This is a genomic window from Mycobacterium kyogaense, from assembly GCF_003254575.1.
GTDB lineage: Bacteria > Actinomycetota > Actinomycetes > Mycobacteriales > Mycobacteriaceae > Mycobacterium > Mycobacterium kyogaense.
The window spans coordinates 43,601-70,597 of sequence record NZ_QJUA01000026.1 but is presented as its reverse complement, the minus strand read 5'-3'; the positions used below and the strand labels follow the sequence as shown (position 1 = coordinate 70,597).

Annotated in this window: 29 protein-coding genes; 5 read left to right on the top strand and 24 right to left on the bottom strand. The window is 66.5% G+C overall.

The window, feature by feature from the left end; translation table 11 throughout:
* Positions 1-23: 23 nt before the first annotated feature.
* From DMB80_RS17780 to DMB80_RS17725, 11 genes are all read right to left on the bottom strand, one after another.
* Entirely contained in the window at positions 24-374 is a 351-nt protein-coding gene (locus DMB80_RS17780; protein WP_162938596.1) for a hypothetical protein, read from the bottom strand.
* A complete protein-coding gene (locus DMB80_RS17775) occupies positions 371-643 on the bottom strand; it encodes a hypothetical protein (protein WP_162938595.1) in 273 nt (90 codons plus the stop codon). The genes DMB80_RS17780 and DMB80_RS17775 overlap by 4 nt, the downstream gene beginning before the upstream one ends.
* Positions 644-1,099: 456 nt before the next feature.
* Positions 1,100-1,363, bottom strand: a complete 264-nt coding sequence (locus tag DMB80_RS28645) for a hypothetical protein (protein WP_111511067.1) — start codon at positions 1,361-1,363, stop codon at positions 1,100-1,102.
* A 120-nt stretch (positions 1,364-1,483) separates the two neighbouring features.
* The gene (locus DMB80_RS28640; protein WP_240431251.1) at positions 1,484-1,645 is read right to left on the bottom strand and encodes a hypothetical protein; all 162 of its coding nucleotides are present in this window, start codon (positions 1,643-1,645) and stop codon (positions 1,484-1,486) included.
* Positions 1,646-1,838: 193 nt separating this feature from the next.
* Entirely contained in the window at positions 1,839-2,168 is a 330-nt protein-coding gene (locus tag DMB80_RS17755) for a hypothetical protein (RefSeq protein ID WP_240431250.1), read from the bottom strand.
* Positions 2,169-2,333: 165 nt separating this feature from the next.
* Entirely contained in the window at positions 2,334-2,849 is a 516-nt protein-coding gene (locus tag DMB80_RS17750; RefSeq protein WP_276131556.1) for an Imm61 family immunity protein, read from the bottom strand.
* A 608-nt stretch (positions 2,850-3,457) separates the two neighbouring features.
* Complete coding sequence (locus tag DMB80_RS28175; RefSeq protein WP_162938594.1) at positions 3,458-4,015, bottom strand: hypothetical protein; 558 nt, start codon at positions 4,013-4,015, stop codon at positions 3,458-3,460.
* Positions 4,012-4,668: an ADP-ribosyltransferase gene (locus DMB80_RS17740; RefSeq protein WP_162938593.1), complete on the bottom strand. Its 657-nt coding sequence runs from the start codon at positions 4,666-4,668 to the stop codon at positions 4,012-4,014. The genes DMB80_RS28175 and DMB80_RS17740 overlap by 4 nt, the downstream gene beginning before the upstream one ends.
* A gap of 13 nt (positions 4,669-4,681) precedes the next feature.
* The gene (locus DMB80_RS17735; RefSeq protein WP_162938592.1) at positions 4,682-6,307 is read right to left on the bottom strand and encodes a WXG100-like domain-containing protein; all 1,626 of its coding nucleotides are present in this window, start codon (positions 6,305-6,307) and stop codon (positions 4,682-4,684) included.
* 99 nt (positions 6,308-6,406) lie between these two features.
* A complete protein-coding gene (locus DMB80_RS17730) occupies positions 6,407-6,694 on the bottom strand; it encodes a WXG100 family type VII secretion target (RefSeq protein WP_111511061.1) in 288 nt (95 codons plus the stop codon).
* Positions 6,694-7,002 carry a WXG100 family type VII secretion target gene (locus tag DMB80_RS17725; protein ID WP_162938591.1) on the bottom strand — a complete coding sequence of 103 codons (309 nt, stop codon included), beginning with the start codon at positions 7,000-7,002 and terminating at the stop codon, positions 6,694-6,696. Before DMB80_RS17725 ends, DMB80_RS17730 begins: the two co-directional genes overlap by 1 nt.
* Positions 7,003-7,221: 219 nt before the next feature.
* Between DMB80_RS17725 and DMB80_RS17720 the strand changes: the two genes are divergently transcribed.
* The gene (locus tag DMB80_RS17720) at positions 7,222-8,373 is read left to right on the top strand and encodes a PE-PPE domain-containing protein (protein ID WP_111511059.1); all 1,152 of its coding nucleotides are present in this window, start codon (positions 7,222-7,224) and stop codon (positions 8,371-8,373) included.
* On the opposite strand, the gene DMB80_RS17715 is transcribed toward DMB80_RS17720, so the two are convergent.
* Positions 8,374-9,513, bottom strand: coding sequence for a PE-PPE domain-containing protein (locus DMB80_RS17715; RefSeq protein ID WP_111511058.1), 1,140 nt, complete (start codon positions 9,511-9,513; stop codon positions 8,374-8,376).
* A gap of 193 nt (positions 9,514-9,706) precedes the next feature.
* Positions 9,707-10,642, bottom strand: a complete 936-nt coding sequence (locus DMB80_RS17710) for a hypothetical protein (protein ID WP_111511057.1) — start codon at positions 10,640-10,642, stop codon at positions 9,707-9,709.
* A gap of 177 nt (positions 10,643-10,819) precedes the next feature.
* Between DMB80_RS17710 and DMB80_RS17705 the strand changes: the two genes are divergently transcribed.
* Positions 10,820-11,752, top strand: a complete 933-nt coding sequence (locus tag DMB80_RS17705; RefSeq protein ID WP_111511085.1) for a mechanosensitive ion channel family protein — start codon at positions 10,820-10,822, stop codon at positions 11,750-11,752.
* A gap of 23 nt (positions 11,753-11,775) precedes the next feature.
* Here the strand turns inward: DMB80_RS17705 and DMB80_RS17700 are convergent, their stop codons facing one another.
* The 8 genes from DMB80_RS17700 to DMB80_RS17665 form a co-directional block, all read right to left on the bottom strand.
* Entirely contained in the window at positions 11,776-13,362 is a 1,587-nt protein-coding gene (locus tag DMB80_RS17700; protein WP_111511056.1) for an MFS transporter, read from the bottom strand.
* Positions 13,350-13,925 carry a TetR/AcrR family transcriptional regulator gene (locus DMB80_RS17695; RefSeq protein ID WP_111511055.1) on the bottom strand — a complete coding sequence of 192 codons (576 nt, stop codon included), beginning with the start codon at positions 13,923-13,925 and terminating at the stop codon, positions 13,350-13,352. Before DMB80_RS17695 ends, DMB80_RS17700 begins: the two co-directional genes overlap by 13 nt.
* Positions 13,922-14,515, bottom strand: a complete 594-nt coding sequence (locus tag DMB80_RS17690) for a TetR/AcrR family transcriptional regulator (RefSeq protein WP_111511054.1) — start codon at positions 14,513-14,515, stop codon at positions 13,922-13,924. Before DMB80_RS17690 ends, DMB80_RS17695 begins: the two co-directional genes overlap by 4 nt.
* Positions 14,516-14,816: 301 nt before the next feature.
* Entirely contained in the window at positions 14,817-15,614 is a 798-nt protein-coding gene (locus DMB80_RS17685) for an SDR family NAD(P)-dependent oxidoreductase (RefSeq protein WP_111511053.1), read from the bottom strand.
* Positions 15,611-17,062 carry a purine-cytosine permease family protein gene (locus tag DMB80_RS17680; protein ID WP_111511052.1) on the bottom strand — a complete coding sequence of 484 codons (1,452 nt, stop codon included), beginning with the start codon at positions 17,060-17,062 and terminating at the stop codon, positions 15,611-15,613. Before DMB80_RS17680 ends, DMB80_RS17685 begins: the two co-directional genes overlap by 4 nt.
* An 11-nt stretch (positions 17,063-17,073) precedes the next feature.
* Positions 17,074-18,261 (bottom strand): diaminopropionate ammonia-lyase, encoded by a 1,188-nt coding sequence (locus DMB80_RS17675; protein ID WP_111511051.1) that lies wholly within the window; start codon positions 18,259-18,261, stop codon positions 17,074-17,076.
* Positions 18,262-18,273: 12 nt separating this feature from the next.
* Positions 18,274-19,020: an SDR family NAD(P)-dependent oxidoreductase gene (locus DMB80_RS17670; protein ID WP_111511050.1), complete on the bottom strand. Its 747-nt coding sequence runs from the start codon at positions 19,018-19,020 to the stop codon at positions 18,274-18,276.
* Positions 19,017-19,502, bottom strand: coding sequence for a GlcG/HbpS family heme-binding protein (locus DMB80_RS17665; RefSeq protein WP_111511049.1), 486 nt, complete (start codon positions 19,500-19,502; stop codon positions 19,017-19,019). The genes DMB80_RS17670 and DMB80_RS17665 overlap by 4 nt, the downstream gene beginning before the upstream one ends.
* Positions 19,503-19,591: 89 nt before the next feature.
* Between DMB80_RS17665 and DMB80_RS17660 the strand changes: the two genes are divergently transcribed.
* The 3 genes from DMB80_RS17660 to DMB80_RS17650 all read left to right on the top strand — a co-directional run bounded on the left by DMB80_RS17660 (position 19,592) and on the right by DMB80_RS17650 (position 23,007).
* Positions 19,592-21,052 carry a gamma-glutamyltransferase gene (locus DMB80_RS17660; protein ID WP_162938590.1) on the top strand — a complete coding sequence of 487 codons (1,461 nt, stop codon included), beginning with the start codon at positions 19,592-19,594 and terminating at the stop codon, positions 21,050-21,052.
* Positions 21,049-22,266 (top strand): M20/M25/M40 family metallo-hydrolase, encoded by a 1,218-nt coding sequence (locus DMB80_RS17655; protein ID WP_111511047.1) that lies wholly within the window; start codon positions 21,049-21,051, stop codon positions 22,264-22,266. The genes DMB80_RS17660 and DMB80_RS17655 overlap by 4 nt, the downstream gene beginning before the upstream one ends.
* Before the next feature lie 87 nt (positions 22,267-22,353).
* Positions 22,354-23,007, top strand: coding sequence for a GntR family transcriptional regulator (locus DMB80_RS17650; RefSeq protein WP_162938589.1), 654 nt, complete (start codon positions 22,354-22,356; stop codon positions 23,005-23,007).
* 7 nt (positions 23,008-23,014) lie between these two features.
* Here DMB80_RS17650 and DMB80_RS17645 read toward each other — a convergent pair whose 3' ends face one another.
* The 3 genes from DMB80_RS17645 to DMB80_RS28835 are packed head-to-tail and all read right to left on the bottom strand — an operon-like array spanning position 23,015 to position 26,992.
* Entirely contained in the window at positions 23,015-23,887 is an 873-nt protein-coding gene (locus DMB80_RS17645) for an N-acyl homoserine lactonase family protein (RefSeq protein WP_111511045.1), read from the bottom strand.
* Entirely contained in the window at positions 23,884-25,338 is a 1,455-nt protein-coding gene (locus DMB80_RS17640) for a flavin-containing monooxygenase (protein WP_162938588.1), read from the bottom strand. The genes DMB80_RS17645 and DMB80_RS17640 overlap by 4 nt, the downstream gene beginning before the upstream one ends.
* Positions 25,339-25,372: 34 nt before the next feature.
* Positions 25,373-26,992: an amino acid ABC transporter permease/ATP-binding protein gene (locus tag DMB80_RS28835; RefSeq protein WP_111511043.1), complete on the bottom strand. Its 1,620-nt coding sequence runs from the start codon at positions 26,990-26,992 to the stop codon at positions 25,373-25,375.
* Positions 26,993-26,997: the final 5 nt, after the last annotated feature.

Below are 26,997 nucleotides of genomic sequence, written 5' to 3'. Positions count from 1 at the left end.
GCCGTCACAGCTTCGTTCGGTACTCAGTTCTGCGGTAGCCGAGACGCGACGCGCTCCCCGTACGAGGTGAGGTTGAGCCAGCAACACCACGGCCATACGTTGACGTCCTGATATGCCTCGACGTAGTAGCGCTCAATTTTCGCGATCGAGTCATTGATCGGATCGGGCCATGCGGCGAAACCTCGCTCGGCTGTGACATCGCCGATTTCGAATAGGCCGTGCGCGAGCATGTCGCGGATGAGCTCCAACACGGCTTCTTGGACCCGCGCAGTCGGAGATCCAGCCATGGACAGGGCAACACACCGATGCACCTGGTCGAGCGCGACCCAGTCGTAAAAGCCATGGAGCAGCAGACTTTCGCGGGGAGTCATCACGGTGGTGTCCCGCGGCGTTTGCCAGGCGGGTAGAGGAGGAGATCGTCGTGCTCCCGGCGGTGGCAGGCCTCAACAAATGCGATACACGATGCGAGGTCAGCCACAAATGAGCGGGCTTGGTCGGCGCTGAGTCGGTAGTACTCGTTGTAGTCGACCGGGCCGTTGCTGACAGGTATCGCGATATAGCAATCGCCCGTTTGGAGATCGTCGCCAAGCGAGAAGCGATGGTCGATCGAGAAGTGCTTCTCCGAGAAGCGGCTCCTACTCATCGATCGGAACCTCAATCGCTGTGAAGCATGGCGCGAATCCCCGTGCGCGCCGCGTCGAAGCATCGCACGATGCGGTCGCGGACCCAACGAGTGGGTCGGCATAGGCTTCGTACTCCAGCCTCGTCCTCTCGGCGATGTCCTGGAAAGACGCCGCGGGTCGTTCGGTGAACGCTGTCTGGAATTGCCATTCGGGGCTGTTCACGCCGAACTGATGAGGAGCGTCGGACGTCGCGATCATGGTGTTCAGTTCGCCCTGTCTGGATGACTCGCAGATCCGAATTCTGCAAATCGGGCGAGCGATAATGGACGATGTGGCGCTCGCGGCCGCCGCTGTCAGGGCTATCGTCGATCTGGTCGAGAACGAAGCCGCGAACCGTCAAGACGGGCCCGACGATTGCCTCGACGTCATCGGAGAAACCAGGTCTCATCGACGTCCTCTGGCGACCAGTGCTCGGCTCATACTGGCGTTCCCCGATTCCATCCCGGCCGCTCGATCAGTCGACCGTCTCGGTCGCGATTTCGGCACGACTCTGCGAATTCGGCTGCTTTGGAGCGATTCTGTAATAGCTCGCAGTACTCATCGGCGGCGAGTTCGTAGTACTCCTCATAGTCGACGACTCCGCTGCTCACGGGTATCGAGAGGTATGCCTTGCAGGAATTGTCCTCGATGCCGAGGGAGTACCGATCCTGCGCAGAAAAGTAAGTGTCTACGTAGACCATAGGCACACCCCCAAGAGGACTGATCGAGACGACTGTTCCGGACAAGCCTACGACTTGTAGCGATGTGGCTCTTGCGCCGTTTCATGACGACCGGGGGCTGTCGGACGAGTGTGTAGCCGCTCAACGAGCGGCCCCGCGATCGGAGCCCGGTGCGAAGACAATGACATCGTCGTGCTCCCGCCGACGGCAGGCCTCGGCGAAGATTGCGGCGTCATCGTCATCGACGACGAACTCGTCGTACTGATCCTCGGTCAACCAGTAGTACTCGCTGTAGTCGATCACGCTGTTGGAGACTGGGATACCGAGAAAAGGTCGTCGCGAGACCTCCTCGCGGCCAAGCCAATAGCGGCCGTCTTTTGCGAAGTGGGTTTTCGAAAATTGCATGTCACTCAGTGCTCTTGCGTATTGATTGCGGTGATTGTCCCATACCTGCCTGGCTTACTCCTGCGACATCGTCTTGCTTTTGTCCCGCAACCTAGGCCGATTGCATGCCGCCGTTGACCAACCTTTCGATTTCCTCAATCGGCGTCGCCATCAGGTGGCTAAAGATCGTTGCGCTGGCGGCTGATAGCGCCGCCGCTCCTTCGCTGCCCCGGATCTCCACGAAGTATTCCCGTATCTCGCTGACTTCGACTGACGGCGCATAGCCTTTCTTGTAGAGCTCGGTTCCTAACGGGCCCGACGCGAGATCGCTTCGTATGAATGTTGCCCAGTTCCATATCAAGTACTTTTCTGCTAGATCAAAGTTCGAGAATCGCGCAACCGCGGGATAGAGTTTTCGCCGGTCATTGGTCACGTCGATCACCCACGAACCATCCTCGTACCTCAGGCGATACGTCTGGTCATCAGACTCGAAGACGGCGTCTTCCTTAACGTTGTCGACAATGACCGACGGATTCCACATCCCCGCCCACGCCGTCCATTTGAGCCAATCGGCCCGTAATGGCAAAAATCGCGCATAGCCACCTCGCTACTTCGACAGCGGGAACGCTGGGCAGCCTTTGGGATCGGAGTAACTCTGTTCCAATACTTGACGTGGCACTGACATCCAGTGCGAGGTTCTCACCAGATTGGCGATGTCGGAGATGTCCGCAGAAGCGGCCATCACGTCCTCTCCGTCCTTGTCCACGAGCCACGACTGACCGGGCTTGGATAGATCGATGCGGAAACCACTGGCAACCTGATCGGCGTGAACGGGAATGCTCAGACGCGGCAATCGCATCCGGCTTCGTCTATCCGAGCCAAACAATCCCCAGAAGAAGCGTTCGGCGACGTCTGAGTTCTTGGCGCTGAAAAGGTGCTGCTCGCCGCCTGAACGGCTCACGTTGGTGACCTCGATCCAACCAGGTCTATCCGCACTGACTCGGAAGTAGTATCTTTCTTCGCCGCCTTGGTTGAAGAATTGCATGGGCTCTCCGTAACCCTCTGACTTCCAGGTAAATCCAGATTCAGCAGCCCATATGACGAGGTCTGGCGATGTTTCCATCGGGTTCATTCGAGAATCCCGGGGTCGATGAGTTCGTTGATGGTCAACATTCTGCGCCCGCCCGGTTGGTCTCGAGAGAAGACCGTTGCGCCCTGACGGTGACGGTCCGCGATGTTCGCAGCACACGACTTTCGATCCGCATCAACTCATTACTTCTCATATACGTGGTGGCGTGAAGCGTCCTGGGGAATGGATGGCAACTGGCGGCAAGGCCAGCGCCGTCTCGACTTGCCGAGTGACCAACGCCTGGAGTTCGGCCTTGTTGGCTGGCAAGCCGGGTGCGGAGCCCGGCTCTTCCAGGAGTATGACCGGGTTTTCGAGTCCTTCTACTTGAACGAACCCAACCGGCAGAAGAAGTGTCCCTGGTAGCAGAACAGTTTCCATTTCATCGGGATGCCGAGACAAGGGCCCTATGTATCGTCCACTGGTTGTCGCAATTGCGGCTACGCGCTCAGAGGTGAAGTTTTCGGTAGCGACTCGTGGATTGACCGATGTAGGTAGCAACCCCGGAAGCGTGAGCGCGCTGCTCGGCGGTGCGCCGGTCATACCTCGGTAGGTAATCCCCGCAAGTGCCGGTAGACGAGAGATCTGCTCAACTAGATCGACGCTCACGCTGAGGCCTTCGTTATGGCTGCAACAGTCGCTACCGCAGCGCGCTTCAAGACGTCCTCATCCCTCGCCTCTCCGTGTATGTTCCATTGCCAACTGCCCACGTATCTCGGCCACCGATCTTCCATGGCCGGGAATCCGACTTGCAGTTCGGGTAGAGGCGCAACCGTCAGCGCTGGATTTGACCAGTCTTTGATCATCTCGATGATCACCTCCGGCGCGTTCCCGACGTACACGGCCGCGTTGTCACCGGGTTGACCCAGCAGGTATGCATCGGGAGGACCCTCTCCGGGCAGGCTCCTATTCACCGCGACCCACAACGAGTTTCGCCCCTCGCCTATGCGGACTGCGTCGTTCGCCCACACCAAGGGCTGTTCCAAGGCAAGCAGACCGCTGGCGAGGTTGGCGAGGGGTTCGTCACGGTGCCGCCACAAGGAATGCTTCGGAATGCAACCGCCAACATCCCATTTCCGCGCATATGGTCGGGACAGCCCCTGGCCGACTCGCTTTCTCGCGGAGAGCTCTTCAATGACAGCTCGCTTCTCGGCATCTGTCATGGTCCAACCTGCCTCAACGCTATTCGCATTATCCCGCCGGGTCCCATCTCCATCGACATTACTTCGAATTCCGACGAACGAGGGAAGAGGATCTCAGATTCGTCCATGTACTGCGAGAGTGCTGCTATATCCACTCCGTTATGACCGTGCACAGTGACGACAGTGGGAGTGGTTCCCTCGCCTGCCCTCATAGCGAACAGCTCGGCTACCCTTGCGTCGAGTGACGTGCTTAGGTATCCCGGGTCGTGAAATACGCTGCCTAGCTGTAGTTTTGCAAGAAGGTCATCGGAAGCGTGCAGTCCTCTCCACGTTGTGGACGTTGCATCCATGGGATCAGCGCGATACGGAGGTAGCGACGAAAGGCCCTCGTCGATGTGGGTAATTCGTGCCTCCAACAAGGCGCGCTGTGAATCCGTCATGTCCGCTATGGATTTTGCATCCAGGACCATTACCTGGCTATCTGTCAACGGTTCCATGTTCCGCAGGTAGGGATTGATCGCTTCGAAGTTCTCGGTTGAGTAGTGATAGATCGCTGCAACGCCGTCGGGACTGATTTGTGGATAGGCCTCGGACACCCGGTGGGTCCACTCTTCGAATCGCCCGGGGTCGATCGAGCCCTCGAGGAGTCTGTACTCCGCGTTGATCGCGCTCAAGTCCGGAAGCTGCTCACCAATGACACCGTGATTCGGCGGGGGGGGGGGCATACAGACCTGTGTGCGGCGGATTGTTTGGTTGATCGGGCCCATGCGGGGAGTCGAACTCGTGCTGTTGCGGTGCTGACGAGTTGGGTTCAATCGCGGGAGGCGCGTCGTGCGCAGTTGGAAGTTCTGAACCAGGTGCGCTCCTGTGTTGCATCGGCGCGTCCGCGCGAGGCGCCTCCACCGGCGCCTTCCCGCCCACACTCGAACCTGGCTGCGTCTCCGGCACTTTCATGCCATCGAGCTTCGAACCGACCTCACTGGCTTTGGTGCTGATCCCTTCGGTCGCGGACGCTGCGCGACCACCGGCGGCCGCAGCGGCGTCTCGCGTGCCTGCGCCGGCAGCCCGCGCCTCGGCTCCAGCGACCCGCGCCTCAGCCGACGCGGCACTGGCAGCCGGCCCAGCCTCTCCCACACCGGGCAGGAACATCGTCCCGATCTGCGCCGCGTTGTACCCCAGCGCGCGGAATGGGTCGCCCTTCTCGACGTCCTCCCAGTCGACCATCGCCTTCGCGGCATCAAGACTGCCCTGCGGATCCGAAATCACCTTTTCCGCCAACAGCGCCGGATTGGTCAGCATCGCAGTCGAATCCGCCAGACTCTTCCACGTGTCCACAGCACCCTGCGGGTCGTACGCGAACCGCATCGGATCAAGCCCTTGGAGTCCCTCAGCCGTGACCCCGAGGAACTTCAGTCCACCCGCGGGCAGGCTGGTCAATGCCTTGAAGTCCTGCGACAGGGCGGTACCCACGTCTTCGCCGAAGACTTCGACGAATTCCTTGGTAGCCCAGCTCTGTAGCGACGTCGTCGCTGAATCGAGCGCATTCATGCTCTGGCTGAACAAGGTCCGAGAGGCATCGGCCTGCCGCTTCATGTTGCCCAGCACGGTTTTGATCTCGTCGGCGACTTCCTGGACCTTCTGCCAGGGATTCTCGCCGCTGAAGATATCGCCCAGAGCATCCAGCACTCCGCCGATGCTCAGTTGGTGGAGCAGCCCCCGGATCGCGTTCTGCGTCGCTTCGACGTTGGCCGCGAACGCTTCAACGTGTGACGCCAATTCCTCCGCCTGCGCTGCGATGTCAGCTAGCCCGCTGCTGATCTGCCCCGTCGCATCGCCCATGTGACCGGCCTCGGGAATCTGCTGCCCCGCCAAGGCCGCGCTCGCCGCGGTGACGGGTTCAGCGGTGGTGCCGACCGCGACGCCGAACGACCGCCACGCCGCCGCCGCTGCCCGCATCTCTTCGGGGTTGCCGTCTGGCCACACATCCCCAACCAACGACTCGACGATCGTCCACAACAGCGGCTCCGCGACACCGCTGCCCATGGGCGGAGGCATCGACGGTGCGCTGAAGGCCCCGGGTGCGGACGGCTGAGGAACCGGTGTCTCCCCACCGCCCACCGTGGACGCGGCGTTGGCGCGTCCGTAGTTGAACGCCGACATCTGCACACCGAAACCGACCTTGCGGCAGGCGTTTACCGCTGACCCCGTGGCCTCCAGCAGGGACCTGCCGGCCTGTGTGTAGCTCTGCCCGAACAGTAGGCCGGCAGCGTCGTGTCCGAACAGGGCCCCCGCTCCCGACAGCGCCGTCGACAAGGTGTGCACCGCGGTGGCGACAGTGACGCCGTCAGTCGCGACAGCCGCACCCATCCCGGCGAGGGCGACGGGGTCGACGGTGATCGGAGCCGTCAACCGTCACCCCCACATACGCAGATTCGTCCGGGCGGCAGCGGAGTAGTTCTCGTGCGCACCCTCGGTGATCGCGCGCAGACGCGCCAGCGCCTCGCGCATCCCGCGGGCGCCCTCGTCCCACCGGGCCTGCGCGGCACGCTCGGCGTCACCGGCGTCGCCTTGCCATGAGGTGCCGAGGCGCGCAACGCTGCTCGCCACGTGGGCCAAATGCTTGTCAAGCTCGGAGTCGAAAGCCGACATGCGATCCACCGCGGCCAGCAGTGCTGCGGGGTCGACGCTGAACGCACTCATCACACACCGGCCCCGGAGATGTCCTCACCTGACGACACGTCGGTCGCGGAGTACCGCTCGGCAGCGTCCTGCAGCAGGCCGGACATCCGGGTGAGCCCCTCGATCACCTGGGCCGCCCCCTCGTGCCAGTCCCGCCACACTTGGCCGTACGCCGTCGCCGCGTCCCCGGACCACCCCGCACCCAACACATCGGAGATGTCGGCGTCGAGGGTCCCGAGCCCGGACCGCAGCTGCTGCGCCAGCGTGTCCAGCTCGCTCGACACGGCAACCAGCTCCGACGTCGAAACCTGCAGGCGCGACAAATCCACGACTCCTTCGAGCTCGACGAGAAACCCCGTCGACAAGCTTAAGACCTCCGCGAGGGGGGTCTGAACGCCAATTCGCGCTGCTCAGGGTCTGCAATCACAGCAAATTTTGAGGCTCGTCCCCTGTCAAGACGGGGGGATTCCCCGATTCCTCCGCGGCAATACGGCAGTACCGTCAAAATGTCAGGTTAGGACTCGTCGCTGAAGAAGCCGGGGTGGGTTATGAAGCGCATTGCTGTTTTGCTCGGAGCTCTCATCATCGCGCCGTCCGCAGGTGTGGCGAATGCGTCGACGGCCCTACTCCTCGGCGGCAAGGGCATCTATGCCGAGCTGAGCGAAGAGCAGATGGTCAACGCCTTCGGCGGCTACTTCGCCGAGTACGACCGTCGCGTCAACGTCCCCTTCCCGGGCAAGGAGTTCTACTCCTCGGTGAAGGTCGGCACCGAGAACCTCTACAACGCTGTCTACGACCCGCAGTACGCCGGACCCAAGACCATCGGCGGCGTCTCCGAAGGCGCGCCCGCCGTCATGGAGGTCCTGCGCCGCCTCGAGGCCGACCGCGCGAACACCACGGACGGCAAGGAACCGCCGCTTCCGTCGGAACTCAACGTGGCCATCTACGGATCGCCGAGCAAGCACTGGACCGGCAAGCTGGGCAACCTGCCGACACCCGTCACGCCGTACAACATCATCATCGTCACCGCCCAGTACGACGGCATCGCCGACTTTCCGGACAACCCGTGGAACATGCTCGCCGTCTCCAACGCCATCATGGGCGCCGCGATCCTGCACGTGAAGCAGTCCGAATTCGACATCCAAAACAAAGACACCTACTACACCGTCGAGACGAACGCGGCGGGCGGGACGACCACCACAATCCTCATCCCGACCGAGGTGCTCCCGATCCTCCAGCCGATGGTCGCGTTCAAGTTCGACCCCGACTTCGTCGCCGCGCTGGACGCCAAACTGCGGCCGAAGATCGAGAAGGCCTACAACCGGCCGGAGATGGAGTACGGGATCCCGGACACCCTCACCGGACCGCCCGGGCCCACGCCGACGGTCGCCCGTCAGGAGACCGCCGTCGCCCAGGAGCAGAGCGACAGCGAGGTGAAGGCCTCGACCACCAAGCGAGTCGCAACGTCGTGGAAGGACGCAGCCGCCGAGCGCCGCGAGGAGCGTAAGCGTCTGCGTGACGAGGCACGCGCGGAAAAAGAAGCTGCGCAGGCAGATTCGCTCGAGGACAAGACCGTCACCGCGCCCCGCGAGTCCGACGAGAAGGACTCGACGAAGGACGACGACCGCGGCACGACGAATCGTGTCGAGAGGCCGGAGCCCGCGGCAGCGTCGGCGTCAGCTGCCGGCGGCGACGAGTAACTACTCCGCGCTGTCGCCGCCGTCCGACGACGGCGCGTCCCGCTTCGTCGGGGAGTCGTCCTTGGGTTTCTTGGTCTCGCGCAGCGTCTTCAGAGGTTCGGTCAGCTTCTTGAGCTCCCGCGTCGCCGTCTTCGTGATCGTCTTGACGGTGTCGGTGACGTCGTCCGCGACCGGCGTTGCCCTTGTGGTTCGGGATTTCTTGGGTGCCGGCTCGTCCGAATCCGGTTCGACGACAGGCTCTTTGACACTGACCGCCTTCACGGGCGCCGGCTCGACCTCCGCGACCGGCGCAGCAGTCTTCGTGACCGGCGCGGCTGTCTTCGTGACCGCAGGCTCGTCCTTCGGAATGTAGCTACGGTCATACCCCTGATCCACGATCTCCTTGAGCGGACCGTTGAGCTGATCAGCGAGCGCGTTCAGACCCACCACGCGCAGCGGATTCAGCAGCGGGAGCTTCTCGGTCGGCACCAGCACGTAGGTGGTGTTGCCCTCGGTCCAGACGATGTTGTTCGGATCGTCGATGTCGACATCGCGGTAATCGTGCATCGAGAACCCGCCCGCCAACGCATTCGCCAGCGCCAGCAGGTTGGCCGGATTGTCCGGGAAGTCGGCGACCGGGTCGTACTCGCGGGCGACGTCGATCACCTTGTACTGCGAGGGCTGCGAGATCCCGAATTCCTTGTCCGCGCCGCCGTATTTGCGGATGGAGTTGCCCATGAAGATGAACGTCACGTTCTCCGCCGGCGGCGCATCCGGGTCGTCGGCGTGCTCCGCGATCCAGTACTCCGCGGCCTGCGCGCCATTGCTGTAGGCGAAGATCACGACCGGCTCGTCCGGGTTGTCCTTCAGCACCGAGTCGAGTGCCGCGGTGCCGGTGGGGGTCACGAAGGTGAGGTAGGGGATCGGGGTGCACGTGCTCGGCGCCGCGCAGACCGCGCCGTTCAGCGTGGTGTTGATGTACCCGAAGGGCAGCGGGCTCAGTGTCCGTACCGTCGACGGCCCCTCGGGCAGCAGGCTCGCGGCGTGGGCGCTCGGTGTGGCCAGGGCCGGCAGCAAAGCGGCGGCGACCGTGAGGCCCGCGAGTGATCCGCTGCGACGACGACGGGGCTGGACACGGTGATGACGGCCTGCAGCGCTCATGGGCAAATCCTTCTCGACAACGGCATGGATCCCCGACCCAACCGAGAGCGCTGCGTGCAACGGGTTCCCAGTACCCGTGACAGTAGCCAGCGAACGTTGTGCAAACAAGAGGCGCGCTCACGAACGTCACGAATTCGGCGGCAGAGATCGATCTTTGATCGACGTCCGCGTCAGTTATTGCTCCGTCGAGCAATCATCGCTGCATTGCCTGAAGGCCCGTGGTCGTCGTGTCGAACAACGTGTCGTCGATCGCGAGATCGAGCACGATCGCCGGTACCTCGAGGCGGCCCGTCACGTGTTCGAGCAGTCGCGGCAACGCGTCGACCACCTCGAGATACTCGTCCACGAACTCCTGGAACCCGTGGATGGGTGTGTCGAGAATCCTTGCGCACGAGCTGATCACGTCGGTGTACGCCGACGGTGCGGACAACGCGCGACAGCGTTCGGACAACTCGAGCAGGCGCACCTGGTAGTCCATCAGGCGGTGCGCCGTGTGCTCGACCGCGTCGGCATCGTCTTCGTCGGGGATCGCCACACAGGTGGCGAGGAAGTCGGCGAGCTGACGCGACGTGGACAGCATCTGGTCGATCAGGCCGAGCAGGACGTCCGCGAGGGGAGGCCCCGACGAGACGTGCATGCCGTCGGCCGTGGTGAAGCCCGAGCGACTGTCGCGCAGCCGCGGCGCCAACTCGGCGGTGCGCTGCCGCAGCACCGACCCGAACACCGCGACCTGCCATGCGCGAGGCTTCTTCCTCTTCAGCGTCGCGAGCTCGCCCGCGGTGCGCGCCAGCCGCGCGACCGGCCCGCCCTCGGGTCGTGACTCCAGCACGGCACGCGTCGGACCATCGCCGTCGGCGCCATAAATGGCGCGGCTGTCGTCGAGCATGGTCCATCGGCGCTGCCGTTCGGCGCGCATCCACAACTCCTGCTCACGGCGCTCAGCGAGGCGGCGTTGCTCGTCGGCCCGCCGCAGCGCGGCGCTCGCCGCGTAGTACACCCCCGTGACCACCGCCGCGACCACGAGTGCGCCGACGATGAACCAGATGTACTTGACGATCAGCCCGACGACCACCAGCACGCCGAAGACACCGGCGATACCGCCGCCCCCCGCATCCCGTCGCGCTGCCATGGGCAGACGATACGAGTGAGCACCGACACGTCATCAGAACTCGTTAGTGCGGCTCACCTGCCGCCGACTTTGTCGCTAGCGCTGGGCATTCGCCGCACATCAGGCCGGCTGCGCCAAAGTGATTCAGCCGCAGCGTGATTTGCGTTCGGCGGAGTGGGTAACTGTACGGTCGCGATGATGGACGTATACAACCTTTCCTTCGAATGGACAGAGACCAACCGGCACTGGTTACTCGAAGTTCCCATCCGGATCGTTGCCTACATCCTGGTCGTCCTGATCGCGCGCTACGTGCTGCACCGCATGATCGACCGTGCCGCCACCGGTAGATCTCCGAAGGAACGCACAGACGCACCCGGAAAGAAGCCACCGCTACTGCGTGGCCTTCGCGACCGCGCTCCCTCGAGCGCCCACACCGCCGAACGCCGTGCGCAGCGCGCTCAGACCATCGCCTCGGTGCTGAAATCCACCACGTCGATCGTGCTCCTCATCTGGGTGGCGCTCGGCATCCTGAACGTCCTCGGCGTGAACATCGCCCCGTTCATCGCCTCCGCCGGCGTCGTCGGCCTCGCCATCGGATTCGGCGCGCAGAACCTGGTGCGCGATTTTGTGACCGGCGTGTTCATGCTGCTCGAAGACCAGTACGGCGTCGGCGACACCGTCGACCTCGGCGACGCGGTCGGCGAGGTGGAAAGCGTCGGGCTGCGCGTCACCACCGTCCGCGACATCGACGGCACCCTCTGGTACGTGCGCAACGGCGAGATCGCCCGCGTCGGCAACATGAGCCAGGACTACGCCGTCGCCCGCATCGAGGTGCCGGTCGCGCTCAGCGCCGACGTCGAACGCGCTGAACAGGTGGCCCTCGACGCCGCGCACACTGCCCTCGAGGACCCCAAGATCGCGGCGAAGGTGCTCGGCGAACCCGAGATGCTCGGCGTGCAGGAGCTGCGCCCCGACCAGGTCACCCTGCGGATGACCCTGAAGACCCGTCCCGGTGTCCAGTGGTCGGTGCAGCGCCGGCTGCGCCGCGAGATCCTGCGGGCCTACGACGAGAGCGGCATCGAACTGCCGTACCCGCCCTCCCGGTACGCCGCCGCCGTCAACGGCGAATAGCGGTGTCCTGGCCGGTGGACGGCTCAGTCTGAGCGGACCGCCAGGTAGTGGTGCGACGTCGCCGAGCCCTCGATCAACCCCTCGACCCGCACCTCGACCGTCTGATCCTGGTTGGTGAGCCGGGTGTAGTGCTGGTGCATGTGCTCGCCCCAGGACCGCACCACGAACGTCTCGACGAACGTCGACTCCTCTTCGACGCTGCGGAACAGCCGCCACTGCGAGGCGCCCGTGCGCTGCCGTGAGCGGCCCAGCACCGTCATCGCCGAGATGAACTGCTCCTCGTTCTCCGGCAGCACGCGGTAGGACGTCAGCACCAGCACCGGCCCGTCGAGCGGCTCGGGCTCGAACACCAGTGACGGCTCGGGCCAATGCGACGACGGCGTGAGGTCCAGGTTCCCGGTCTTCGCGTGCAACGGCCACCACAGCGACGACAGCCCGCACGCCAGCAGCAACCCGACGCTGACCAGCAGGCTCGTGACGCTCGTCGTCGCACCCGCCAGCACGCCCCAGACCACCGACCCCAGCGCCTGCCCGCCCATGAAGATCAGCTGGTACACCGACAGCCCGCGCGCCCGCACCCACGCCGGCAAGCTCAGCTGCATCGACGCGTTCAGCGTCGACAACGACAGCAGCCACGACGCGCCGCCCACCACCAGCGCCGCGATCACGACCCCGAAGATCGGCACCAACGCCAACACCGCGGTCGCCGCGGCGAACCCGACCGCCCCGGCCGTCAGCAGCATGTTGGCGCCGAACCGCGACCGCAGCCGCGAGAGCACCAACGCGCCCAGCAGGGCCCCGACGCCGAGGGCGCCGAGCAGCAACCCATACCCCGCCGACGAGAGCTGCAGCTGGTCGGCAGCGATCACCGGCAGGAGTCCCCACAGCGCGCTCGCCGGGGCGATGAACAGCGCCGTGCGCAGCAGGATGCGCCGCACGATCGGCGAACTGCGGATGAAGCGACCGCCCGCGCTCAACGCCGCCATCGCGCGCTCCGGCGGGTAGTCGTGCTGCACCGGGGGCCGGCGCCACCACAGCAGCACCGCGACGATCCCGATGAACGACACCGCGTTCAGCCCGAACACCAACGTCGGCCCGGCCAGCGACACCAGCGCGCCCGCGATCGCGGGCCCGATCGCCCGCGCGCCGTTCATGCTCATGCTGCCCAGCGCCGCGGCGGCCGGAATCTGCTGCGGTGGAACCAGATCAGGCTGGATCGCCTGCCAGGCCGGCATGGTCAGCGCCTGCCCGCAGCCGATCACGAACAGCACGATCAGCAGCACCGCGGGCGTCGTCAACCCGAACCCGGTCAGCGCCGCCAGGAACGCCACCCCGGCAGCCATCGCGCCCTGCGTCGCGAGCAGCAGCCGTCGCCGGTCCACCAGATCGGCCAGCACACCGGACGGCAGCGCGAGCAGCATGACCGGCAGCGTCGTCGCGGTCTGCACCAGCGGCACGAGGACGTCGGCCCGCGGATCGCCGACGAGCATCCACTGGGCGCCGACGGTCTGCATCCAGGTGCCGAGGTTGGACACCAACTGCGCGATCCACAGCGCGCGGAAGACCGGTGAGCGCAGCGGCGCCCAGGTCGAACTCGTCACGGGGACAATTTTGCGTCGAGAACCGCCAGGGCCTGCGGGACGGTTTTCTCGGGCAGCGGGTTGTTGTGCGCGGCGCCGAAGATCACACCGACCATCGCGCCCGCCAGCACCCGTCGTTCGGCAATGTCGGTCGGCTCGTCGAACCGGTCCTGCAGAGCATCGGTGATGAGCTCGATCAGTTTGATGAACTCGACGTAGATCAGCCCGTGCGCCTCGGGGATCTGATAGAGCAGACGCTGCCCGACGAGATCGTCGTGCCGATCGTCGTCGGACAATCCACCGAACACCTGGGCTGCGGCGTACTCATACGCGGCGATGGGGGTCAGGTGCCGCGGCGCGGCGCGAAACGCCGCCACGATCAGCGGTGAGTGATCTTCTGAGATCAGCACCGCTTCCTTGACGTTGAAGTAGCGGTAGAAGGTCCGCGGCGAGACCTGCGCGGCCTCGGCGATCTGCTCGACCGTGGTCGCGCCGAAGCCCTGCACGGTGAAGAGTTCGAATGCCGCGCGCCGGATCGCGCGGCGGGTCTGCGTCTTCTTGCGCTCGCGCAGACCGAGTGGTTCGCCCGTCATCCGCGGTCCATGACGCGTGCCGTGTGGGCGAGGATCGGCCCGCGTAGTGCGGTGACGTCGTCGCCGCGGGTGAGGGCATTGGTCACCAACGTCGACACGGCGGCGACCAGGGCCTGACAGGAGAACAGGTCGGCGTCGTCGCGTGCGTCGAAGATCTGCGCCACCCCGGCGACGAACTCCTGCTGCAATTCGACGCGACGGCGCATCGCTTCCGGGCCTGCGGCGTAGACCTCGAGCAGGTAGAGCCGCGCCCGTATCGGATCGAGAGCGATGAACCCCAGGTATCGGTCCAGCATGACGCCGAAGCGTTCCATCGGGGTGCCGGTGACCGGGACCTCGCGGATCGCCGTGATGATTCGTCGCTGCGCACGCCCGTAGCCGGACATGAAGAGGTCCTGCTTGGAATCGAAGTGCTCGTAGAACGTGGCGCGGGAGACCTTGGCTTCCTTGATCACGTCGTCGACGGTGGTGTTGATGTAGCCGTTGGCAGCCATCACCGTCGCAAGCGCCTTGAACAGGCGTTGCTTCTGATGGGCCGCCACCTCTGCTCGGCTGAGGTGGTGACGGCCGGCGACGAGCCGCTCAGCCACTGGGGGCGCTCCTTGTGAACGATGCAGCATCGGCATGGGCTCAGCTGATGCAGGGCCTACGCAGTATGGCAGACCTGACCTGGAACTACGGCGGAGGCGAATTCTTAACGTTTCTCAGAAACGGCGTTGTTTATGTAGAATGCTCATGGTTTCTCTCGTCGGGACTGTCGAGGCGCGCGCAGTGAGGGGTTGAGCGAAGCCTTTGCAGTGGCGCGCCGGTCCTGATGTCTGTTGATGGGGGAGCAATGGCCATCGGGGCCGGCGGCGTCGCTTCCGCCCGATCCATCTGTCGGTCGTCATGTCAGGCGGAACCCACGCTCCAGCCACCGTCGACGACGATGTGCTGACCGGTGACGTAACTGCTCAGTGACGAGGCGAGGTAGACGTACGTGTCCGCGACGTCATGGGGGTCGCCCAAACCACCGAGGGGAATGTGGCGAGCGAACGCCTCCCGCTCGGATTCGGGATCGGTGCCGTTGGCGGCGGCGCGGTCGGAGAACAACTGCCGGATCATCGCCGACTCGATCTGGCCGGGGCACACGCTGTTGACTCGGATTCCGGCCGGGGCGAGCTCGGCGGCCATGCTCTGCGCCAGCCCGATGATGCCGAATTTCGATGCGGCATAAGCGGAGTTGCCCACTCCGCCGCGGAGTCCGAACAACGACGACGTGAAGATGATCCGACCGTCGGCTCCACTCTCGGGCATCCGGCGGGCGAACTCGACGGCGGTGAGGAAGGCTCCGGTGAGGTTGACGCGCAGGACGGCGTCGAACTCCGCGGGCTTGATCTCCAGGGCGGTCTTGAGCACGAGGATGCCGGCGTTGGGGATCACCACGTCGACGGGGCCGAGAGTCGCCTCAATCTCGTCGGCCGCTCTGCGCAGATGCGCGGCGTCGGTCACGTCGGCGGCCAGGCCCATGGTGCGACCGCCCGTCGATTCCTCGACCTGGCGGGCAGCAGCGCGGGTCTGTTGCTCGTCGAGATCGATCAGCGCCACCGCAGCGCCATGAGCGGCAAGGCGACTGGCGATGCTCAGCCCGATCCCGCGCGCCGCACCGGTGACCACCGCGGTGCGGCCATGCAGTAGTGCTTGGGTCATCGTGCCCCTCCCGGAACCGCGCCGTTGAACGTGGTGAGCGACGAGCCACGTCGCGCCCCGGCGATCGTGGTGACGCCGAGGTACACGGCGCCGGTGACGAGCAGGCCCGGCACCCAGGACAGGTCCGCACCTCCGAGCTGCTGCGCGATCGGCCCGGCGTACCAGCCGTTATTGACGAAGGGCAACGAGACGGCCACCCCGATCACGTAGGCGACGAGCGCCTGGAAGTTGACCCCGCCGTATGTCCACGTGGCGGGATCATGGTTGTAGACGCCGCCGCGACGAGTGAAAAATGCTGTCACGTCGTAGCTTCCATGCCTCACAAGGTAGAAGTCGAGCAGATTGATCGCACCCCACGGGACGAAACCGAGGGTCAGGAACGACAAGAAGTTGGTGAGCTGTGCGGAGAAGTCATCGGTGACGGTGAGCCCCAGCCACAGTCCGATCGCGAAGGTCGGCAACAGGAAACCGAGGCGGACCAGGACCGAGGGTCGGACATCTTTGAACGACGAGATCGCGGTGATGAGATTGAGCATCCCGCCGTAGAGGTTCAACGCGTTGTTGCCCGCGATCGCGAGTGCGGTGACCAACAGCGTGGCCACGGCAATCCATTCGACACCGACCACCTCGCGGGTGGCGAGAAACATGTCCGTGCCGCCGATCTGGACTGCCAACACCACACCCAGCAGGTTGCACCACGTCGCCGATACGAACACCCCGCTGAACGTCCAGCCGAAGCAGGATTTCGCGGACACCTCGACGGGCAGGTACCGCGAGTAGTCGGAGACATAGGGCGCGTACGTCAGCAGGAACGTCGCCATGAGGCCGACCGCGGTGAAGAACGGTCCGGGCTGGAACGGGCCGGCGGTGAGCGCGATGCCGCTGTGGGAGATCGATCCGATGGTGACCACCACGACCGCGGCCGCGAGCGGCCAGATGGCCCAGCGTGCGGCGACGTGAATGGCGCGGTAACCGAGCAACGCGATGCCCAGGCTGACGAGCGAGAGCCCCACCAGACCGCCGTTGACGCTGAAGGTGTTCGGCATGGCCGCCGACAGAGCCTGCCCACCCAGCACTGCGGTGACGACGAAGAAGCCGCAGTAGAGGAGAGCCGCCAGGACGACGGGAAGCAGTGCGCCGAGGAAGCCGAACTGTCCCCGACTCTGGATCAGTTGGGGGACGCCCAGTCTCGCACCCTGCACCGAGTGCAGCGCCATGAACGTCCCGCCCACGATGTTGCCGACCAGCACCGCGACGACGGACCACCAGAAGCTGTTGCCGACGACGATCGCCAACGCGCCGAAGATCGCGTTGCCGATGCTGAGATTGCCGGAGAACCAGACCGTGAAGAGGTCGCGGGCTCTGCCGTGTCGCTGATCGGGATCGATGACGTCGATGTGACTGGACTCGAGGCGGGTGGATTCGACCGTCTCCGGGGTGTGAGACATGCGCGTGCTCCTCAGTGCGGTTCGAGAGCGGTGGCGACGTCGGTGGCCGGGCGGCCCACGACACGTTCGTAGTTGGAGGGATCGGTGGCACCTTCGGTGTTGACCAGCAGCACACAGGCGTCGGGATCGAGTCCCGCGTGCGCCCGCTCTTCGGGGGTGCCTCGCTCCGCGAGCGCGAGGAGGCCGCCCAGGCCCGCTGCTCCCGACTCACCCGCCACGATGCCTTCGTCGGCGAGTGCGCGCATCGCGTCCTCGGCGTAGGTGTCGGCGATGCCGACGAAAATGTCTGTGCCCGAAGCCAATACGGGCCACACCAGTTCCGACGGCATGCCGCAGTTCAGACCGGCCATCGACGACGGGTGCGGGCCGGGCACCAGCGTCAGTCCGCCGGCGCGGGCGGAGGCCATCAGGCAGTTGGCGCTCGCCGGCTCGACGACGACGGTGCTGGGCGGGTTCGGCCGCCCGTCTCGGTAGTGACGCAGGCCCGAGGCCGCGAACGCGCCCACTCCGGCTTGCAGCGCAACGACATCGGGGCGGGGGAGACCGTGCGCGTCGATGACGTCGTCGATCTCGTAGAAGAGCGTCGAGTAGCCCTCGACCACCGCGCGCGGTGCGGCCGAGTATCCCTCCCACGACGTGTCCGAGACCACGAGGTGATCGTTGTCGGCCAGGCGCGCGGACGCGGCGATCGCGTCGTCGTACGTGCCGTCCACGACGTCGACCGAGGCGCCCTCGGAGGCGATCGCGTCGATGCGCGCCTGCGCCGTGCCGGCGGGAACCAGGATCGTCGCTTCCAGGCCCAGCATGGCCGCGACACGGGCCACCCCGCGGCCGTGATTGCCGTCCGTGGCGGCGACCAGACCCCGACCATCGGTGGAACCGATTGAGGCGCGCACCGATTCGACCGACAGCGGGCCGTTCGTGTCGGCGCCCCAGGCTGCCTGCACGGTGGTCAACGCCGCCCAGGATGCGCCCAGGATCTTGAAGGACGGCAGGCCGAGCCGCTCGGACTCGTCCTTCACCAGGACGGTGCGCACGCCGAGCCGGACAGCGAGACCCGGACAGGAGTGCACCGCGGTCGGTCGATAGCCGGGCAGGGTGCGATGCGTGTCCTGGGGGACACGGCTCTCGGCGGCGAACCCGGCCGTCGGCACGGCCGGCTTCGCGGCGGGGTTGAGGTAGATCTCGACGTCGGTCATGAACTCGTCCTTTCAGACGGAGGTGTAGCCGCCGTCGACCACCAGCGCCTGGCCGGTGATGTAGGACGACGCCGGCGAAGCGAGAAACAGCAACACACCCGTCATGTCGTCGGGTGCGGCCTGCCTGCGCAGCGGGATGCTCTCGGTGAGGTCTCCCAGTGCGCGGTCAGGGTCCTGTTGATGAGCCCAGTAGGAGTCGTTGAAGGCCGTGTCCACCCATCCGGGGCACACCGCGTTCACGGTCACTCCGTCCGGCCCGAGTTCGTCGGCCAGCGCACGCACCATCCCGAGCAGTCCCGCCTTGGTCGCGTGGTAGGCCGGCATGCCCGCATGCCCGCGGAACGCACCCGTCGACGACGTGAGAATGATCCGGCCCTGCTCCGACTTACGCAGATGCGGCGCCGCCGCCTGCGACATCAAGAACGGGGCACGAAGGTTGACGGCCATGCTGCGGTCCCAGTCGTCGACGGTCCACTCACCGAGCGGGTGCGCCTCGAGTACTGCGGCGTTGTAGAACACGACGTCGAGGGAGCCGACGCCGAAGCTGACGGCGGCCTCGACCGCGGCCTCGGCGGCGTCGCCTTCGGAGAAGTCGCAGTGCAGGACCATGCCCTCGCCCGGCAGGTCCTCCTCGATCAGGGCCCGCCCGGCCTCGTCGTTGCGGTCGGCGAGAAGCACGCGGTCACCGCGCCGGCGGAACGCCCGCACGGCTGCGGCGCCGATGCCGGTGGCGCCACCCGCGACGAGGACCGCGCTCACGAAGTTGTCTCGGTGTCGACGGTCAGGCCCTGTTCGTGCACGGCGTCCGTCGCGCAGGCGGCGTCGACGTCGGAGGCCGCGCCGCTCACGCCCAGCGCTCCGACGAGCTCGGTATCGGAGAACACCGGGACGCCGCCGGGAAAGACGACGGCGTGCCCGCCGAGGGTGTGTGCCAGCCCCCAGTCACTGCCGCCGGGCGCGCTGCTGGCTGTCCAAGCCGATGTCGGCCGGCCGAAGGACACCGCGGTCACGGCCTTGTCGTGTGCCAGTGAGCTCGCGCCGAGCTGGGCGTTGTCCATCCGCATCGATGCGACGACGTTGCCCCCTCGATCGACGACCGCCGCGGCCAACCGTAGACCCCGTGCCGACGCCTGTGCTTTGACCCCGGCCAGTAGCCGCTCGGCGACCGCGAGGGACATGTCGGACGCTCGTACCAGGTCGGGGGCATCGGCCGCGGTCTGCGCGGCCACAGTCTGAGTCATGTCGACTCCTTCACGATCGCCGTTGAGATGTTTTATATTCTATCTCAGCGCATCGTTTGGCAAGCCCTGCAGAGAACTGGAGACGAACCTTGGCTCCCTCCGAGTACCGCGCGACAACGTCGTCAGGACGAGGCGGCGCCGCGTCGACGGCGCATCCGCTGGCCACCCAGGCCGCGGTGCACGTTCTGGAGCAGGGCGGTACCGCAGCGGACGCTGCGATCGCCGCCCAGGCGGTGATCAGCGTGGTGCTCCCGCAAGCGGCAGGGCTCGGCGGTGACCTGCTGGCGCTGGTCCACGACCGAGGCCGCGTCGCCGCGGTGAACGGCACCGGACGGAGCCCCCGCTCCCTGGCGTCGCCGCCCGATGCGTCAGGTGGATCGTCGGTGACCGTCCCGGGGCTCGTCGACGGCTGGGTCACGCTGAGCGCGCGCTGGGGCCGGCTGCCCTTGGCCGAGCTGCTCGCGCCGGCCATCGAACTCGCACGCCACGGCACCGTCCCGGAGCCGAGTCTGCTCGCGGCAGTCGACCAGCAGCGCGCGCGGCTGGAACGAGGCGGTGCCGGGGACTGGTCGCTGGTGTCGGCGCCCGATCAGCCCTGGGTGCAGCCGGAGTTGGCGGACCTGCTGGCACGCATCGGCGACGCGGGACGCGATGCCTTCTACACCGGGCCCGGGGCGGCCGCCGTCGTCGACGCCGTCCGCCGCTGCGGTGGGTCCCTCGATCTGCAGGATCTCGCCGAACACGACACCCCGTGTCCGTCGCCGGTGGCCGTGCCGTGGGGCTCCGGCCTGGTCCACGTCCAGCCGCCGATGTCCCAAGGCGTCCTTCTCGCGATGGCGCTGCAGCACGTCCGTCGGCTCGCAGCGCGTGGCGTCCCTGTCGACGACCACCTGCTCGTGGAGGTGACCGGCGCGGCGTTCGAGCACCGATCGTCGTGCGGGAGAGGCGCTGCGCTGCTCGACCTGGATCTCGACGTCGACCTCGAGCGGGCGTCCGGCCGCGCCGGACCCCGCGCCTACCTCCACACCGCAGGCGTCGCCACCGTCGACGCCGCCGGTCAGGTCGCGTCGTCGCTGGTCAGCGTCTTCGACGACTTCGGTTCCGGAGTGTTCGTGCCCGAGCTGGGCATCGTGCTGAACAACCGCGCCGCGGGCTTCACCGACGGCGACAACAGCGCGGCGCCGGGAAAGCGCCCGGTACACACGCTCGCGCCGGCGATGGTGACCGCCGAGCACGGGGTTCTCGGCATCGCGACGCCGGGGGCCGACGGCCAGATCCAGACCCTGCTGCAGATTCTCGCGGCACACGAGTTCAGCGGAACCTCCCTCGCCGACGCCGTGGGGGCGTTGCGCTGGCGCAGTCAGGACGGTGATCTGCTGATCGAAGAGGGGCATCCCCGGGCGGACGTGCTCGCCGAGCGGGGCCACCACATCGTCGCCAGGACCCCGGGTGCCGACGTCTTCGGCGCCGTCGTCGCGGCCGGTACCGACACGCACCCCTACGCCGTCGCCGACTGGCGGCGAGAGACCCACACCCGAGGAGCCGCATGATCCCGACCGAGGTGACGTCGCACCTGCTGGGCACCATCGCCGAACAACGCGAGGCCATCGTCGACCTGTGCGCGCAGCTCGTGGCCGCCCCCAGCGTCAACCCCGACGGCGACACACGAGAAGTGGCCGACGTGGTGTCGCGAGCCCTCGCCGACCGCGGAATCCACTCCCGTCAGGAGCACCAGGTGCCGACGATGCCGTCGGTCCTCGCCGACATCGACTCCGGCCGACCGGGTCCGCACCTCGTGCTCAACGTCCACCTCGACACCATGCCGCCGGGCGACGAGTCCGCATGGAGCCAGCCGGTGTGGGAGCTGACCCGCGTCGACGGCCGCCTCTACGGGCTCGGCATGGGCAACATGAAGGGGGCGGTCGCCGCGATGGTGACGGCCGCGGCGCTGCTCGCCGCCGAACGCGAGAAGTGGTGCGGCCGAATCACGTTCACCGCCGTCAGCGACGAGGTCGTGTTCGGTGACAACGGCGCGGCCTATCTTCTGCGCGAGCATCCGGATCTGCTCGGCGATGCGCTCATCTGCGGCGAGGGGCCCGGCTTCCGACGTCTGGCGCTCGGCGAGAAAGGCGTCCTCTGGGTCGAGGTGAGCGCTGAGGGCCCGGCGGGCCATTCGTCGGCGGTGCAGCGGGGTTGCTCGGCATCGGCCCGCATCGCGGAGGCGGTGTCGCGGATCGACGCCCTCAACGGCATGACCGGATCGCTGCCGCGCGAGCTCGCCGTGATGTCGAGTGCGGCACCGGACCCGGGACTGATGTTGTCGTCGAACGTCGGCACCGTGGCCGCCGGCACCTTCGTCGGGCAGATGGCCACCCGCGCCAAGGCCGAAGTGGACCTCCGTCTGCCGCCGGGCATCACGACTCGCGACGCGTTCGCGTTGGTCGAGGAGGCGGTCGCGGGCATCGAGTCGGTGCGGGTCCGGGAGCTGAAGGGCTGGGACGCCAATTGGACGGCGCCGGAGGCGCCGCTGACCCGCGCGTGGGATGTCGCGTCGCGGGCTGTCATCGACGCCCCGCCCACGTACGCGATCAGGCTGCCTGCCAGCGACGCCAGCCGTTGGCGCCGCGAGGGGGTTCAGGCGCTGTGCTACGGCCCGCAGCCGACCCTGTCCGCAGGCATCGACGACTACGCCGAGGAAGACGAGGTGCTCCGATGCGCCGCGCTGTACACAATGACCGCGCTGGAGTACCTGCGCGCGCCGTGACGAAGTGACAACCCCGCCGATTCGTATACTTCATCAGCAGTTGCTCGGCACATGCCGGGCGACCGACGACGACAGAACAGGACGGTCGTGAGCAGCCCCTCGCCGTTGGTGCCCGCGTTCCCAGCGAACGCCACGCTGACCACCCGCGTGCACGACGCGCTCGAGAACGCCATCATCACCGGCGAGCTCAAGCCGGGCGAGAGGATTCACGCCGACGTCCTGGCCGCCCAGTTCGGGATGAGCCGCATCCCGGTGCGGGAGGCCCTGCGGTCCCTGCACGAGGCCGGCTGGGTGGACATCAAACCCCGCCACGGCGTCCATGTCCGCGAACGCACCGCCGAGGAACTCGACGAGCTCTTCGAGTTCCGGGCGGTCGTCGAGGGCATGGTCGCCCGGTGGGCCGCGCTACGCCGCACCGACGCCGATCTCGACGCGCTCGCTGCCCGCATCCAGGAGAGCCGGGAAGCCAGCGATGAGCCTGCCACCGGCGCCGGCTTCTACGCCGCGCTGCGGGCCGCGGCGAAGAATTCGGTGCTCGCCACCACGTCGGCAGCGCTGGAGAAGCGCGCCCGTTTCTACTTCTCGACCGTCGAGCACCAGCTCGGCGAGGATTGGCGGCACGTCCACGAAGCGGTGCTCGACCACGTGCGCGCGCAGGACGCCGATGCCGCGGATCGGGTGGCGCACAAGCACATCGAGGACACCGGCAAGGCGGTCGCGGCCCTGCTGTTCGATCGGTGACGTTCTGCTAGCGGTGCCCGGCCGTCGGGTGCCGGATGGCGTTGAACACCAATTGATCGTGGCCGGGAATGAGCCGAGCGTCGAGATCGGCGGCATCGGCGAGGAGCCGGCCCAACGACGTGGCGGCCGCCTCCTCATCGACGGCCGTGCCGCCGGCGCAGTAGCCGCACGGCACCCGGTCGAGAAGGTTCTGCCCGAGATCGGCGGCGTCTGCGGCGAAAATCCATGTGCCGGTATCGGGAAGGGTGACCTGCAGCGAGACATGCCCGGGCGTGTGGCCGGGTGTGCACAGCACCCTGACCCCGGGAGCGATGTCGGTGTCATCATCGAGTACCTCCCAGCGGATTCGCGGATCCGACCAGTCCTCGGCGCGAAAACCCTCCTCGAACAATGCCTTTCCACTGCGCGCGAACCCGAGCTCGGCCCGGTGGATCGCGACCGGAACGCCGGCCTCTGCCAGCAGCGGGATGCCACCGGAGTGATCGAGGTGTAGGTGGCTGATCACGGCCAGGCGCAGGTCGTCGATCCGCACATCGACCGTCGCGAGGGCGGCGGTCAGCGGGTCGCCGTCGAGGCCCCAGTTCCACCGTGTCGGGTCCGGCGGGGCGGGGTGCAACGACCAGGTGGCGCTGTCCGGATCCGCGCCGGCGTCGAGTGCGGCGGCCCGGTAGCTGTCCTGGGTGACATCGGCGTCGAGGGCCTCGCGACCCATTCCCGTGTCGAAGAGCACCCAGCCCTCTGCGGTGTCGACGAGAACCCCGTACAGCGGCTCCCACCCGAGATCGGACGACCCGCCGCGCAGTGACAGGGACCGCGGTACCCGCTCCGCTCCGTACTGCAGCAGGAACATCCGTGACGCCTGACCCGTGTTCGTCGTCACGACACGCGCGTTCCCAGGCGCCGAAGTGCCATCAGCACAAGCGCATACACGGCCGCCCCCTCGGGCCACTGCGTGACGATCCGACCCGTCGGCGACGCGAAGTAGTTACTGCCGTCCACCCAGGCGGTACTGCTGATGCGATGCTGCACCCACCGGTTGTACACCGCCGAGACGCGCTCGCGCGCATCCACCGTGGACTTGTTCTTGGTCAGGACCCGCCGGATCTGGTGGACGATGAAGTCCGCCTCGTGCTCGAAGTTCGAGACGGTGAGGCCACCGTTGGTGTTGGGCCCGTACATGATGAAGAAATTCGGGAAACCGGGGACCATCATCCCCGCCAACGCAAACGGGTCAGGACCCCACACGGTGTTCAACGCTGTCCCGTTGCGGCCGGTGACCTCTAGAGAGGCAAGGAATCTCGTCGCAACGTAGCCGGTCGCCAGAACCAGCACGTCGGCCTCCCGCTCCACGCCCTCGCTGTCGATGATCCCGCTGCTCGTGCAGTAGACCACCGCTCGCGGCACCAGATGCACGTCGTCGCGCAGAAGCGCCGGATAGAAGTCGCTCGAGACCACCGTGCGCTTGCCGGCGAACGCGTAGTCAGGGGTGAGTGCCTCGGCGAGATCGGGCCGGTCCGCGAACACGTCCGTCACGTACTGTCGGGCCTTGGCCTCCCAGCGTCGGTTCATCCTGCTGCCCGGACGGAACACCGCGCCGTGCCATTCCCGGCGTTCCTGACGGATGTAGAGACGAATTCGATTGAGCCGTTGGATGAACGGCCAGGAGAACACCCTCCGTTCCCGCGCGGAGAAGTCGCGGTCACCCTTGGGTAGTACCCAGCCGGGCTGGCGCTGATAGACCGTGACGGAGTGTGCGTGGGGCGCCACCGTCGGCACGACCTGGGCGGCGCTGGAGCCTGTTCCGACCACGGCGACCCTCTTGCCCGAGATGTCTAGCGTCTCATCCCATTCCGCGGTGTGCACGACCTCTCCGCGGAAATCCTCGAGCCCGGGCCACACCGGATACTGCGGTGCCGCGAACAGTCCGACGCACGACACCACGAACGCGAAGCGCTCGCTCTCCCCGGCAGCAGTGCGCACGACGTACTCGCTCGACGCGTCGTCCCACGTGACGGATTCCACCGTCTCCTTGAAGCGGATGGAGCTCGTCACGCCGAACGACTCGGCGACATGCTCGAGGTACTCCTGGATCTCGGCGCGGCGCACATGCGTCCGGCTCCAGTCGTACGGGGCGAACGAGTAGGCGTAGAGGTGCGATGCGGCATCGGTTTCCGCGCCCGGGTACCGGTTGTCCCACCACGTGCCGCCGACGCCTTCGGAGCGCTCGAAGATGACGTAGTCGATACCGACCCGCTGCAGTTTGATGGCGACGACGATGCCGGCGAAGCCGGCACCGATGATCGCGACACGGGGTGGGGTGGCTCGTGACATGAAGGCGCTCCGATCTGACTGTACGGCGGTCGTGTCAGACACGTTCGGTCTGAGCGACGAGGTTCAAGAACCTCCGCGTGCGTGGGTGCGTCGGGCGGTCGAGTACCTCTTCCGGAGTGCCCTGCTCGACGACTTTGCCACCGTCCATGAACACCACCCGATCGGCGACCTCGCGGGCGAAGCGCACCTCATGGGTCACGACGAGCATCGTCATGCCGGCCTCCGCCAGGCGGCGGATCACCTGCAGGACTTCGCCGACCAACTCCGGATCCAGTGCCGACGTCGGCTCGTCGAAGAGCATCAGCTTGGGCTGGATGGCCAGAGCGCGCGCGATCGCCACCCGCTGCTGCTGCCCGCCCGACAGACGGTGCGGCAGGTGGTGGGCGTGCTGCTCGAGGCCGACGTCGCGGAGAAGAGCGAGTGCGAGTTCGGTGGTCTCTGCCTGATCGCGGCCGTAGACCCGGCGCGGGGCGATGCTGATGTTGTCGAGCACCGTCAGGTGATCGAAGAGATTGAAGTGCTGGAACACCATGCCGATTCGCGCGTCGGCCCGAGCTTGCGCGAGACGCGACACCGGCCGCAGCGCACCGTCCTTGAGCTCGTAACCGACGTGGCGCCCGTCGACGAGCACCTCTCCGTCGTCGACGTCCTCGAGGTGGTTGACCAGACGCAGCAGGGTGCTCTTGCCGGACCCGCTGGGACCCATGAGCACGACGACCTCGCCCTGCTTCACGTCGAGGTCCACCCCGGTGAGGATCGGACGCCCCTCGTAGGCCTTGTGCACGTTGCGGCACGAGACGAAATCGGTGCCGTCGCTCTCATCGTCCGACGACGTCGTCGACTGTCGGGCGATGAGGTCGGCGACACCCGCGGGCGCCTCAGTCTCCGTCGATGCTGTTGTCGGAGAGGGCTCTTCGCTATTCGGGGGGGCAGCCGCCGCGACCTTCGGGCGACGGCGGGGGAGACCGATTGCACGCGCCATGAACCCGGCCTGCGGGGTGGTGGGCCTGTCGAGAGCGAATTTGCGCTCGAGCGCCGACTGACCGAAGCCCATCACGGTGGTCGCCGCGAGGTACATCGCACCGGCGGCGAGGAAGACCGGGAAGAAGTCGAAATTCGTGGCGACGATCGTCTGGGCCCGCAGCGTGAGTTCGTTGACGGCGATCACCGACGCCAGCGAGGTGAACTTGAGCATCGAGATGGCGTCGTTGCCGAGTGCCGGCACGATGGCCCGCAGCGCCTGGGGCATGATCACGCGACGCAGGGTCAGCACCGGCCCCATGCCGAGCGAATTCGCCGCCACCACTTGGCTTTTGCCCACGGATTTGATGCCGCCGCGAATGATCTCGCCGGCGAAGGCCGCCTCGTTCATCGTGAAACCGATCATCGCGGTGACCACCGGGCCGAAAGAGACACCCGCGCTCGGCAGCGCGGTGTAGAGAAACACCAGTTGCAGCAGCAGCGGCGTGCCCCGCATCAGCCAGGTGTAGAACGCGGCGGGGACCCGCAGTACGGCATGGCGCGATTCCCGCATCAGGGCGAGCAGCAGGCCGAGAACGAGAGCCAATGCCATGGAGACGGCGGTGATCTGGATGGCCACCACCAAACCGCGCCACAGGAACGGGTCGACCAGGTAACGCAGGAATTCGGTCATGTCGA